At 66.1% G+C, this 13,414-nt stretch carries 7 protein-coding genes; 4 read left to right on the top strand and 3 right to left on the bottom strand.

Annotated elements, in window-relative coordinates; genetic code table 11:
- Positions 1-67 precede the first annotated feature (67 nt).
- Both ACVKN3_RS17745 and ACVKN3_RS17750 read right to left on the bottom strand, forming a co-directional pair.
- Complete coding sequence (locus ACVKN3_RS17745; RefSeq protein ID WP_354516945.1) at positions 68-2,065, bottom strand: bifunctional 2',3'-cyclic-nucleotide 2'-phosphodiesterase/3'-nucleotidase; 1,998 nt, start codon at positions 2,063-2,065, stop codon at positions 68-70.
- Positions 2,066-2,123: 58 nt separating this feature from the next.
- Positions 2,124-4,049 carry an alkaline phosphatase family protein gene (locus tag ACVKN3_RS17750; protein WP_354516947.1) on the bottom strand — a complete coding sequence of 642 codons (1,926 nt, stop codon included), beginning with the start codon at positions 4,047-4,049 and terminating at the stop codon, positions 2,124-2,126.
- A gap of 177 nt (positions 4,050-4,226) precedes the next feature.
- Between ACVKN3_RS17750 and ACVKN3_RS17755 the strand changes: the two genes are divergently transcribed.
- The 4 genes from ACVKN3_RS17755 to ACVKN3_RS17770 all read left to right on the top strand — a co-directional run bounded on the left by ACVKN3_RS17755 (position 4,227) and on the right by ACVKN3_RS17770 (position 9,907).
- A complete protein-coding gene (locus ACVKN3_RS17755) occupies positions 4,227-6,518 on the top strand; it encodes a TonB-dependent receptor (protein ID WP_456992213.1) in 2,292 nt (763 codons plus the stop codon).
- Positions 6,518-7,633 (top strand): glycerophosphodiester phosphodiesterase, encoded by a 1,116-nt coding sequence (locus tag ACVKN3_RS17760; protein WP_456992215.1) that lies wholly within the window; start codon positions 6,518-6,520, stop codon positions 7,631-7,633. The genes ACVKN3_RS17755 and ACVKN3_RS17760 overlap by 1 nt, the downstream gene beginning before the upstream one ends.
- 74 nt (positions 7,634-7,707) lie before the next feature.
- Positions 7,708-9,213, top strand: a complete 1,506-nt coding sequence (locus ACVKN3_RS17765) for an amino acid permease (protein ID WP_354516949.1) — start codon at positions 7,708-7,710, stop codon at positions 9,211-9,213.
- A gap of 40 nt (positions 9,214-9,253) precedes the next feature.
- Positions 9,254-9,907 carry a glutathione S-transferase family protein gene (locus ACVKN3_RS17770; protein ID WP_354516951.1) on the top strand — a complete coding sequence of 218 codons (654 nt, stop codon included), beginning with the start codon at positions 9,254-9,256 and terminating at the stop codon, positions 9,905-9,907.
- On the opposite strand, the gene ACVKN3_RS17775 is transcribed toward ACVKN3_RS17770, so the two are convergent.
- The gene (locus ACVKN3_RS17775) at positions 9,901-12,951 is read right to left on the bottom strand and encodes a TonB-dependent receptor (protein ID WP_354516953.1); all 3,051 of its coding nucleotides are present in this window, start codon (positions 12,949-12,951) and stop codon (positions 9,901-9,903) included. The genes ACVKN3_RS17770 and ACVKN3_RS17775 overlap by 7 nt on opposite strands.
- Positions 12,952-13,414: the final 463 nt, after the last annotated feature.

The raw sequence follows: 13,414 nt of genomic DNA on the forward strand, positions 1-13,414 counted from the left end.
GCTGTCAAGCGGTTTGAATCGGGTTTCCACCCGCCATGATGGCGGGTGGAAACCGAGGCACGCACCTTCAGCGCTTCGACAGGTCCAGCGCGTACACGGCCGTGCCGTCGCCGTTGTCGTGCACCTGCGTGATCGCCAGGCCCTGTGCCGCCGCGATGTCCTGCTTGCCGGACGCGGCGGTGAAGGTCACCGGACCCTTCGTCTTGACGCGCACGAAGTGCCACGAGCGCGGGTCGACTTCCTTGCCGGTGATCGTCTTCTTCGCCTGGATCCAGCGGATCACCACCTCGCGGTTGCCGTCGGGCGCGTTCAGCACCACGGACTCGCCGTTCATGCCCGGGAACTCGCCGCCACCGTTGGCGCGATAGCTGTTGGTCACGACGATGAAGGACTGGTCGGCGCGGATCGGCTTGCCCTTGTAGCGCAGGTCGCCGATGCGTTGCCCTTCCGGCTGGGTGATGTCGATGGTGTAAGTGATGCCACCCTGCATCTGGTCGAAGTTGTACGGCACCAGCTTGCCCGTGAGCGTCTGCTCGTCTTCCTTCGTCGGATCGATGCGGTTGAAACGCGTGGCCGATTTTTCCAGCCACGCCTTCACCGCCGCGCCGTCGATCTTCACCGCCGCCAGCGTGTTCGGATAGAAGTACAGATCGGCCGCGTTGCGGATCGTCATCGGGCCCTTAGGCACGTCCGTGTAGTCGTCGGGGCCACCGAAGCCGGTGCGGAAGGCGGAGGCCGCCGAGATCACCGGTATGTCCTTCAGTTCCGGATGCGCGCGGGCGATCTCGTCACGGGCGTAGTCGGCCTGCGCGGCGTTGACCACCGCCAGCGCGCTCATGTTGCCTTCGTCGGCGAAGTAGCTGGTCAGGTCGTGGTCGGTGGCGCCGATCGGCGTGTTGACGTAAGCCACCGCGGCCAAGTGAGCCGGCGTCACGATGGGTGCGATGGTGGGATCGACGGGCACGCACTCGTTCTTCTTCGGGCAGATCGGCCGGACCTGGCTGTGACTCTTGTCCTTCTGCACCACCCAGCGGCCGTTCTCGCGTGTGAGCGTCATGTTGATGATGCCCAGGTCCTTGCCGAAGAAGCCACCCATGACGGCGGGCACACCGCGCACGATGCCGCGCTTCGCGTCCACGTCCTTCATGCCCATGTAGCGCGGCCCCGGGAATTCGGTATGCGAATGGCCGAGCAGCAACGCGTCGATACCGGGAACGCCGGCGAGGTACCAGCCGCCGTTCTCCATCTGCGGCGTGTACGGCGCGGTGTTGAGGCCGCCATGCAGGATGGCGACGACCAGGTCGGGCTTCTGTGCGAGCACCTCTGGCATGTACCGCTGCGCGGCTTCCACCACGCCGTCGACGGTGACCTTGCCCTGCAGGTTGCGCTTGTCCCAGTCGAGGATGGGCGGCGGGGTGAAACCGATGATGCCGATGCGCAACGTGGTTGGCACGGTCTTGCCGTCGGCGGTTTTCACCTCGACCGTCTTGCTCACGATCGTCCACGGCTTGAAGATCGGCTGCTTGTCGCGAGCGCTGTAGACGTTGGACAGCACCAGCGGAAATTTCGGGCCGGCGCACGCCGCGGGCTTCACCCCATCCACGTTCATCGGCGTGTTGGTCACCTGCGCGAGGAAGGGCAGGCCGTAGTTGAATTCGTGGTTGCCGGCCGTTCCGCCGTCGTAGCCGATCGCGTCCATGGCCGCGTAGATGCCCAGCTCCGTGTCGCAGCCCACCGGCTTGACCATCGCCTGGTAGTCGGCCAGCACCGAGCCCTGGATGGTATCGCCGCTGTCGAACAGCACGGTGTTCGGGAACTCCTTGCGCGCCTGCCGGATCAACGTGGCCAGGCGCTCGTAGCCGAAGCTGGGGTCGTTCTTCTGCTTGTAGTAGTCGTACGAAAGGATGTTCGAATGGATGTCGGTGGTTTCGAGGATCGCCAGATCCAGCGTCGAACCGTTCGCGACGCTGCCGGAACGGGGCGTGACGGTATCGGCTTTCTGCGCCGTGGTGCAGCCGGCGAGCAGGGCGGCCGAGAGCGTGGCCAGTGCGAGGGACTTGAGCATCGGAAAGGTCCGTGTGGAATCGGGAGTGCGGTCGGCACGCTAGCAGAAACCCGGGCGGTCAGGGCAGGTGCTCGGCCTTGGCCTGGTCGAAATACGTGTAGACCTTGCCATTGTCGTCCAGCTGCTTGGTCTTCAGCACGAAGCGATAGGCCGAGCGCTGCATCGCGCTACCGTCCACGCGGCGTACGTCCAGGCCATGCGCGGTGTCGGTGGTGACATCCACCGGGCGCACACTCAGCTGACTGGCCTCATGCCCTTCGAGCGCCTCGCGCAGGACGCGCCCGTCCGGACTGCCCAGCTTCACGCCCAGCACGGCGGCCAGCGTGGGTGCGAGGTCGACGTTGCCGCTGGGCAGTTCGCTGCGCAGGCCCTTGTGGAAATCCGGCCCGCTGGCCAACAGCAGGTTGTGCACGTCGATGGGGCTGAAGCTGCCGTGCATGCCGCGCTCGTTGGACATGCTGGTGTACTCGGTGCCCTTGAATCCCTGCACCGTCGCTTCCGTATCGAAGTCGTAGCTGACCACGATGTCGGGCGAGCGGGTGTTTTCCAGGTGTACGGTGGCCAGCGGCAGCGTGCCGGGAATCTTCCCGTAACGCGCGTCGACGAAGATCGCACCGAACATCTCGTGGCCCTGCAGGAAACGCACGGCGTCCACGATGCGGTTGCGATCGTGCGAGGGCAGGTAGAGGTATTCGCTGCCGCCGTTGGGTGCGAGGACGAACGCCTTCCCCGCGCCGTCGGCGGGCAGCTTGTATGACGGGGTGGTGTAGGGGCCCGGCTTGCCGCAGACACGACCGTCGTCGTCGAAGCGGGTGGGTCTAAGCGGCGTGCCGTCGGCCTTCACGCCGGCCATCACCGGTGCGTAGATGCAGCCCATGCCGTCGAAGGCGGGCAGCCCGGCACGCGTCATTTCGTCAGCCAGACGAATCCCGCCTGCGCTGGAGAAACCCCATTCCGGATCGATGCGTCCGACCCGTCCGTCGGCGATCTGCCGCAGCGGGAAAAGATCCGCCGGGCCGGCGACGTTGCTGTGGGCGTGATCGGAGACGATCACCAGGTCGGTGTCGGCGGCCATGCCGAGCGCTTTTAGCCGGTCCTGCAACTGCCCCAGCAGTTCGTCCTGCGCACGCAGCGCCAGGTGGAAGTTCGGCGAGCCCACGCCGTAGGCATGCTGCGTCGCATCCGGGTTGCGTAGCCAGACGAAGCTCACATCGGGTTTTTCGACCGGCAGCACGTAGTCCAGGAAGGCCTTCATCAGGAACGCGTTGGAGGGCGTCGGCGGCGCGCCGGCTCCGTCGGAGGCATCCGAGGTGACGCCGTCCTTCAGCGTGACCAGCGGCAACTGCGCGGTGGGCGTGCCGTTGTCCGGCTCCAGGTGGAAGTGGTCGGGATCGTACGCATGCACCGTGTTGGCGGGCAACGCGAACCCGGCGCGCTGCAGCTTCTGCGCGAAGGCGAGCGGCAGTGCCACGTTCTCGTCGAGGATCAGGCCGCCCTCGTGGATGTCCTGGAGGAAGGCCGGGCCCGACTTGCCGACCACAGCCGTTTTCAGCCCGGCCTTGCGCGCCCGTTCCAGCAGGGTCGGTGCCTGCAGGAGGTCGTGGTGCCAGTGGTCGTCCAGGTCGCGCAGGATCGCGTAGTCCTCGGTGAAGATCGGCACGCTGAAGTCTACCGGCGCGCCCTTGGCATCGGCACCGTTCGCGCCGGGCGCCCAGAAGCGGTTGCCGAAGAAGCCGATGGTCCCGGGGAAGGAGCCGGTGGCGAAGCTGGACGCGTTGACCATGGTGAAGGTCGGGTACGTGGCGTGGTTGTCCGCGAAGAACGTGCCCTGCTTCGCGAGTGCCGCGAGGTGCGGCGTGTCGTCCTCGCTGATGGCATCCGGCCGCATGCCGTCCCAGACGAACACGATGACACGATGCGCCGCGTGGGCCTGCATGGCCAGTACGGCCAGGGGAAGGGCGACGAGTCGGGCGAGAGGATGCATGGATCGGTTCCGCGTGAGGGTAAAACGGGCCATGGTGAGGCGTGCGTGTTGCAATATCGGTACCGCGCCACCGCGTGACGATCGTCACCGTGTACGGCACCGTCTTGGTTTCGTAAGAAAATGTACACAGTGCGCGGTCACGCTTGGCGGCTTCCTCCGTTCGACGAGCCACCATCGATGAAGCCCTGCCGCAGCGCCCTGTTCCTCGCCCTCGCTTCCGCCTTTGCCATGCAGGCCCACGCGGACGATACGCCGCCGCCGAAAACCCAGGACCTGGACGCGGTATCCGTGATCGGCCAGGGCGAGACGCGCCAGGTGCAGCGCATCGTGCCCGACGACCAGAAGGTGCTGCCGCCCGGTACCAGCCCGCAGAAGATCCTCAATCGCCTCCCCGGCGTGTCCGTGCAGTCCAACGACGCGTTCGGTGCCAACGAGGAGTCGCAGACGATCACCCTGCGCGGTTTCAACGCCACGCGCCTGGGCTACACGCTGGACGGCCTGCCCTTGGGCGACAACGCCTATGGCAACTACAACGGCCTGAACATCTCGCGCGCCCTGATCGCCGAGAACATGGCCACGGTGGAATTGTCCGAGGGCATCGGCGCGCTGGGCACCGCGTCCACCAGCAACCTGGGCGGCGCCATCCAGTATTTCTCGGCCGACCCGTCGAAAACCTTCGGCGGCAAGGTGGCACAGACCTTCGGCAGCGACCACAACCGCCGCACGTATGTCCGCCTGGATTCCGGTGACTACAAGGGTTTCTCCATGTACCTGTCCGGCGCCAGGGCCGATGCGGACATGTGGGCGCAGCCCGGCTCGAAGACGGACACCAAGCAGTTCAACGGCAAGGCCGTGTACGAGTTCGGCGACGGCAATCGCATCACCGGCTTCGCCGACACCTCGCGCACCTCGCAGGCCGATTACGCCTACCTGTCCAAGAGCGGGTTGCAGCGTGGCCTGGGCTGGGACTGGAACCTGTATGCGCCGGACTGGAACCGCGCTCTGGCTGCGGCGTACTGCGCGCCGATCTACACCAAGGGCGGCGTGAAGGACCCGCGCTGCGGTTTCTCCGGCGGTGTGGACAACATCGACGACGCGTACTACCAGAGCCGTGCCCTGCGCCGTGATGATCTTTACTACCTGGCCGGCGATTTCGCCGTGGCGGACGGCGCCACGCTGCACACGCAGGTATACCATCACGAGAACGCCGGCCAGGGCCACTGGTGGTCGCCGGGCCAGCGCTCCAACCCCGGCACGGCCGAGGAACTGCCGATCTCCATCCGCAGCACCAACTACACGATCAACCGCAACGGCGCCATCGCCTCGCTGGCGTGGGACCTGGGCGGCCACCATGTGGAAGGCGGCGTGTGGTACGAGAAGAACGACCACCATGTCGAGCGTAATTTCTATTACATCGACGGGCCGGTCAGCGACAACTACTACCTGTCGGACCCGGATCGCCGCCTGTTCTCCCAGGACTATACGATCACCACCCGGCAGGCCTACCTGCAGGACAGCTTCAAGGCGATGGACGATCGGCTGACCGTCGACTTCGGCGTCAAGAGCCCGCACACCACGATGAAGGCGGTGGAAGGCCCGGGCGTGGAAAGTCCCTATGCCAACGGCACCCTGAAGGCGGACAAGGCGCTGCTGCCGCAGGCGGGCCTGGCCTTCCAGCTGGCGCCGGGCCAGGAGCTGTTCCTGTCGTACGCGAAGAACATCGCCGCGTTCCAGGGCGGCGGTGCCGGTGGTCCGCTGGCGGTGGGGCAGACCGCGTTCGACGGCTCGAAGTCCGACCTCAAGCCCGAGCAGTCGCGCTCGATCGACGGCGGCTTCCGCAGTGTCGGCCAGGCGTACGAGGCGTCCGTGGCGCTGTACGACGTGAAGTTCGACAACCGCCTGCTGTCGCTCAACCCGTGCTCAAGCATCGAGCAGGGCACGCGGCCGGGCTGCAATACCGCGTTCGTCAACGTGGGTTCGGTGTCCAGCCGCGGCGCGGAGTTCACCTTCATCTGGAAACCGATCCGCGGTTTCGAGTGGTACAACTCAGCCTCGTTCAACACCTCGAAATACGACGACAACTACGTAGCCAATGGCGTGGTCGTGCCAGTGAAGGACAAGACCACGGTGGATACGCCCAAGCGCATGTTCGCCAGCGAAGTCAGCTACACCTATGGCCCGTGGTCGGCCAGCCTGCGTGGCAAGTACACCGGCAAGCGCTACTACACGTACACCAACGACCAGAGCGTGGCCGGCGCCACGGCGTTCGACTTCGGCGCGGCCTACGCGTTCGGCGCGATGGGCAGCCTGAAGGCGCTGACCCTGGCGCTCAATGTCACCAACCTCACCGACCATCGCTACGCCAGCAACCTGTCCGCGTTCGGGGCGACCGACGCGCAAGGCCGCTCGCTCGCCTTCCACGCCAGTGCACCGCGGCAGACCTTCGTCACCCTCTCGGCGGATTTCTGATGAAGGCGCTTGTTCTATCCTCGTGCGCCCTGGTCCTGTTGCTTGGAGCGCTGCCGATGTCCACGCCCGCCGCCCCGGTCCCTGCCGTCGCCCCGACCGCGCCGATCGCCGCCAAGGTGCTCGTCATCGGCCATCGCGGGGCCAGCGCGCTGCGCCCCGAGCACACGCTGGCCTCCTATGCCGTGGCCATCGCGGACGGGGCCGACTTCGTCGAGCCCGACCTGGTGTCCACGAAGGATGGCGTGCTGGTGGTGCGGCACGAGAACGAGATCGGCGGCACCACCGACGTGGCGTCCCATCCGGAATTCGCGGCGCGCCGCACCACCAAGGTGGTCGACGGCGAGACGATCACCGGCTGGTTCACGGAGGATTTCACCCTGGCCGAGCTGAAGACGCTGCGGGCGCGTGAGCGCCTGACGGACATCCGCAAGGCGAACACGGTGTACGACGGCCAGTTCACCGTGCCCACCTTCGAGGAGATGATCGAGTTCGTCGCCGCCGAAGCCTCGGCCCGGCACCGCGTGATCGGCCTGATCCCGGAGATCAAGCACGCCACCTATTTCCACGGCATCGGCCTGCCGATGGAGGACAAGCTGCTGGCGATGCTGGCCGCCCATGCCTACACGCGCACGGCGCCCGTGGAGATCCAGTCGTTCGAGGTGGGCAACCTCCGCTACCTGCGCGGCAAGCTGGGCAAGACCCATCCGAACATCCGCCTGCTGCAGCTGATGGACGCGCCGGACAAGCACCCCGCCGACGATGCCTCGCTGACCTACGGCGCCATGATGACGCCGGCGGGGCTCAAGACGGTGGCCGCGTATGCGGATGCCATCGGGCCGTCCACCCGCAGCATCATCCCGCTGACGAAGGACGGCCGGCTGGCACCGGTCGCACCGCTGGTCCACGACGCGCACGCGGCCGGACTGGAAGTGCACCCGTACACCTTCCGGCCGGAAAACCACTTCCTGGCGGCCGATTTCCGCGACGCTGGCGACGACGCGGCGCGCAACGAAGCCGGGTCGGTGGCGGAAATCCGCGCCTACCTGGCCACCGGCATCGATGCGTTCTTCACCGACGATCCGGCGCTGGGACGCAAGGCACTGGACGCTCACTGAGGCCGTTTGCCTGACAGACATCGGTGGATTGCCCCGCTATGATCCCGGCTCAGCCAGTCATAAGGGATTATCCGATGTCATTAGCCAGGTTTCTCCGGCATAAGTCCGTCGAGCAATTGCAGGCCGAAGTGGGCCTGCGCAAGGACTTCAGGCGCGTGCTGGGGTTGTGGCAGCTCACCGCCATCGGTATCGGCGGCATCATCGGCGTGGGCATTTTCGTACTGGCCGGCCAGCAAGCGGCGCTCAACGCGGGCCCGGCCGTGGCCCTGAGCTTCATCATCGCGGGCTTTGGCAGCGCGTGCGCCGCGCTGTGCTACGCGGAATTCGCCGGCCTGATCCCGGTCACCGGCAGCGCCTATACCTATGGCTACGCCGTGCTCGGCGAGGGCGCGGCCTGGATCATCGGCTGGGACCTGCTGCTGGAATATGCCCTGGTGGTGGCGGTGGTCGCCATCGGCTGGTCCGGGTACGTGCAGGTATTGCTGGCCTCGGCCGGCGTACACCTGCCGGAGTGGGCGCAGAAGAGCATGAGCGCCGACACCATGGCCTACTACTGGCAGCAGGCGAAGCTGGGCATGGGCCTGTCGGTCAGCCAGCCCCTGCCGGGTCCGACGGACGGGCATCGCTTCAACATCATCGCCGCTGGCATCTCGCTGTTTGTCGCCGTCCTGCTCTCGGTCAAGACCGAGTGGGGTGCGCGCCTGAACACGTTCATCGTCGGCATCAAGGTGATCGGCGTGGCGCTGGTCATCGGCGTGGGCGCATTTTTCATCAACACGGCGAACTGGCACCCTTTCATCCCCGAGCGCATCGTCGACGCCAAGGGCATCGGCCACTTCGGCTGGCAGGGCGTGCTCACCGGTGCCAGCGTGGTGTTCTTCGCCGTGTTCGGCTACGACACCCTGACCACCGCGGCCGAGGAAGCGCGTGATCCGCAGCGCGACCTGCCGCGCGCGGTGCTGTTGTCGCTTGCCGTGGCCATGGTGCTGTATATCGCGGTATCGCTGGTGCTCACCGGCATCGTGCCCTACGGCACGCTCGACGGCGAGGCCTCCGTGTCCGATGCGTTCAACGCCATCGGCCTGCCGTGGCTCAGCAACGTCATCGCCGTGGCCGCCGTCATCGGCGTGATCAGCGTGCTGTTCGCCTTCATGCTGGGCGCGGCACGCATCTGGTTCGCGCTGGCACGCGACGGCCTGCTACCGGCCTGGTTCGCCCGCGTGCACCCGCGCTACGGCACGCCGGCCCGGCCGACCATGATCCTGGGCATCTTCACCGCCGTGGTCGCCGGCCTGCTGCCCATCGGCGAGGTCGCCGAGCTGGTCAATATCGGCACGCTCAGCGCCTTCATCCTCATCTGCGCATCGGTGCTGGTGCTGCGCGTGCGCAAGCCGGACCTGGAGCGCAAGTTCCGCACCCCGGCGGTGTGGTTCGTCGCGCCGCTGGGCATCCTGTTCTCGCTCGCGCTGATCTGGGGCCTGCCGGCCATCACCTTCGAGCGCTTCGCCATCTGGATGGCCCTGGGCCTGATCGTCTACTTCACCTATGGCATAAAGCACAGCAAGCTCAATCGCGATTGAGCATCCTCGCCATTCCCTCGTCCGTCAGGAGTGCGTTCGCATGAGCATCGTCATCACCGCGTTCGAGCGTTCTCCCGACGGAGGCAAGGGCCTGGCGCGGGATACCCGCGTCCGCTGGGCGCTGGAGGAAGCGGGGTTGCCGTACAGCGTGCGCACCGTGTCGTTCCAGGCGATGAAGGAGCCGGCGCATGTCGCGATTCATCCGTTCGGCCAGATTCCCACCTATGAAGAAGGGAGTCTCTGCCTCTTCGAGACCGGCGCCATCGTCCTGCATGTGGCCGGCAAGGGTCCGGGCCTGCTGCCGGATGACGTCGATGCGCGTGCACGGGCCATCGCCTGGATGTTTGCGGCGGTCAACACAGTGGAGCCGGTGATCCTCGAGTTGGTCACCGTCCGGCTGGTGGAGGGCGACAAACCCTGGGCCGCCGAGCGGCTGCCCCTCGTACAGGATCGTATCCGTCATCGCTTGCAAGCACTCTCGACGCGACTTGCCGATGTCGAATGGATCGACGGCGCGTTCAGCGCCGGCGATCTCATGCTGGTATCGGTGCTGCTGAGGCTGCGTGCTTCGGGCCTGCTGGACGAGTTCCCGAACCTGGCCGCCTATGTGGCACGGGGCGAGGCCAGGCCCGCGTACCAGCGAGCCTTCGCGGCGCAGTGGGCGACGAACAACGCCCCCACTTCCGGTCAGTAGTCGTAATTGACGCTCAGCCGCACGTAACGCGGCTGCTGCACCGACGTCGGCGTGCCGTACAGCGGGTTGGCCAGGTTCGGGCTCTGTTCCGAGTTCGGGAAGATGCCGATCGTGCGCTGTTCGTTCAGCACGTTGAACACGTTGGCGTTGAACGCCAGCTTCGCATCGGCGAAGGCCGGGCGGTAGGTCACGCCCAGGTCCACCTGGCGCACCCACGGCAGGCGGCCGTGGCTGCCCGGAGGCGAGGGCAGGCCGTTGCAGAAGTGGTAGCTGTTGCCGTAACCCGCCGGGTCGGTACGATCTGCGCCAAAGTAGCCGAGGCAAGGCTTCGGTGCGCCGGAGATCATGCTGAGGTTGCCGCTGACCAGCCACTCGGGGTTGAGCTGGTAATACCCGAACAGCTTCAGCTGGTGCTTGTGGTCGTTGTTCTGTACGCCGTTGGTGTTGACCATGATGTAGGAGTTGTCCCAGTCCTGCGTGGTCGATACCGCGGTCTGGCCGGTACCGCGGGACTCGCGGTAGAGATCGGAACGCAGCTGGCCTTCGGTGTTGCCGTAGCTGCGTGAGAACGTGTAGCTGACCTTGCCGTACCAGCCATCGGCGAACGGATGCTCCAGGAAGGTTTCCAGGGCGTAGTAGCGCCGCTTTAGGCGATCGAAGCCGAATTCCGCGTTGGAGAGCGGTACCTTCACGTAGTTGCCGCTGGTGTCCACCAGGTTGAACGTGTTGGCCTTGCCGGGGTTGAACAACCAGCAGCTGACCGGGTTGCTCTGGTCGGTGACGTCGTAGCCCAGCGATGTCGCCTTGGCCAGGACCACGTCGATGTCGCAGTAATCGTCGATCGCGTTGCGCAGGACGCGTTGGGTGGCCTTGGCGCCATAGACCCAGTCCGTGCCCAGCGTCTTGGTGAAGCCGAGGATGAACTCGTCCTGGTATTCGGACTTGAGGCCCTGGGTGGTCACCGTCTTCGGATCGGGCAACTGGCCAAAGGTGTTGTTGGCGGCCACGGGAGGCGAGATGGCGGTGAGCGCCGTGGGCGTGCCGTCAGCCGCAATGCCGCCGTAGGTGAAGTATTGCGATGTGGTCAGCGCCCCGCCGGCCGCGTTCAGCGCGGGGTTCAGCGGCAGGCCGAGGTAGTAGCGTCCCGCGTTCGCGTAGACCTTGAACGTCGCGTCTCCGAATACGTCCCAGCTGGCACCCAGCCGAGGGGCCCACTGCGGCTTGTGCTGGGTGATGAAGGCATCGCCGTTGGCATTGAAATTCTGGAACTGGTCGTTGCGGATACCCGCCGACAGCAGCCACTGGTCGTTGATCTGCCATTTGTCCTCGATGTACTGAGCGCGCTGCGCGGAGCGCACGGTGGCCAGGCTGCTGTTGATGTTGCGGATCACGTAGTAGCCGCCGGCGCCATTGGGGAAACCCGCCGTGGCGGGCACGCCCAGGCCGGTGGAGATCGGTGTGTTCGGGTCGGCCACGCCGTATTCCCACGAATAGCCCGGCCCGGAGGTGACGTTGCCCTGATCGATCGCCGTGCCGGTCTGGTTGTCGATGCCGGCGGTGATCGTGTGGTCGCCGATCTTGTAGGTGATGTCGAAACGCGTATTCGTGGTGCGACCGCCGCGGCCGGCGGGTGTCAGGCTGGCCACGGTCTGGCTGTTGCCGCGTGCGGTGCCGCCGTTGAGGGCGGGGTTCTGGTTCACCTGGTTGTTGACGTAGGTCAGCGTCGGATCGTAGCCGCCCGGTGCGTCGTAGGCCGTGGTGTGCTGCTTGCCGTACAGGGCGCTGATGGTCAGGTTGTCGGTGATATAGCCGGTGTACTTGGCCGACCAGAGGTCGCCGCCGGTCTTGATGTCGTCGTCCTGGCCGATGCGCGCCTGGCGTGTGCGTCCCACGTAGTCGTAGTTGTAGATGCTGCCCGATGTCTCGTACTTGTCCGAGGCACCGGTCAGCTCGAGGATGTGGTTATCGGTGATGTTCCAGTCCACCTTGCCGTACCAGCGCGGCGAGTTATAGGTGTAATCCACGTAAGGCTTGGTGCTGGTGTAGCCGCTGACCGGGTTGACCGTGTTGCCCTGCTGCCGCTGGTATTCACCGGCGATGAAGATGAACAGCTTGTCCTTGATCAGCGGGCCGCCGGCATACGCGCTGACCGTGGTGCTGTCGGTGCCGTTCTGCCCGTCCGGCGCGTAGAGGTTGCCGGCACGCGGCGACGACGGCAGGCCGCTCTCGTAGTAACGGTTGCGCTGGTTGGCCCGGGCGAACGCCGGCTCCCACAGCACCTGCGTGCCGAAGTGCCATTCGTTGGTGCCGCGCTTGCCCACGACGTTGATGACGCCGCCGTCGGAGCGGCCGTATTGCGCGCTGTAGCCGCCGGTATAGACCTCCTGCTGTTCGATCGCGCCGTAGGGCAGCGACAGCCCGCCGAAGCCGAGCAGGGCATCCGTGGTGGAGAATCCGTTGACGTAGTAGGCATTCTCGCTGGCCGCCGAACCGCCGAAGCTCACCAACGATTTGCCGGTGGGGCCCTTGAAGCTGCCGCCGTTGTTCACCACGCCGGGGGCCAGCAGCGCGATGGCCTCGGCGTTGCGGCCCAGCGGAAGGCGGGCCAGTTGCTCGGAGGTCACCACCGTGCGGGAGTCGATGGTGGATACGTCGATCTTTGCCAGCGCCGACGCGGAGACGGACACCCCGCTCATGTCCTGGGCGGCCGTGGCCGTGCCCGCCGCCGCTGCGAATGACACCTCGGTGCCTGCGCCCACCTTGAGCACGACGTTCTGGCGGGTGTCCACGGCCTGTCCGTTGGCCTTGAGCGTCACCGTGTAGGTGCCCAGCGGCAGCTGCCCGGCGGAGTAACGACCCCGCTCGTCCACGGGTACCTCGCGGCTGAGACCGGTGTCGCTGGTGATCACCACGGACTGGCCGGGCGTGGCCGGTGCCTGGCCGAAGACGCCGCCGGTGGTCGACTGGGCGAACGCGGCGGGGCACACGGCAAGGCCGAGGGCAAGCGCAAGGGCGGTTCGGGTCAACGGCTTGGTGCTGGGCATGATGGAACGTCTCCTTGGCCGTGGTTCGCGCCACAGGCATGCACGGGCTTCGCGGTGGCGAAACCTGGATTCGGTGATGAAGGCAAAACCCCTGGATAACGCCCTGCCGGCCGGCATCTGCAGGTGCCGGGGGACATGGCGCTCCGCTTGTTACACGCGCGGGCGCGGTGCTTCCGTTCTGTCGAACAGGGTGCTGCGGCGCAGCACTTGCTATCGGTTATACGGAAAACGAAAAGCGATGTATAGAGGTTTAGACGTCCGCATTGCTATTTATTTGCGAGGCCGATTCCTAGGAATCGCGCCTCGTTCCCGGGCGTCTGCGGAACCCGGCGTCGCCGAGGTCGTCGGGTGGCGGCATCAGCGAACGCTGTACGGGCGGCCCGGACTGCTCGCCAGCGCACAGTTCCCTTGTCGTTTTTTCGTCATCCTCGCTAGCTAAGGTGCGCAGTCCGTTCCGGGACCG

This window comes from Luteibacter sp. PvP120 (assembly GCF_054055715.1).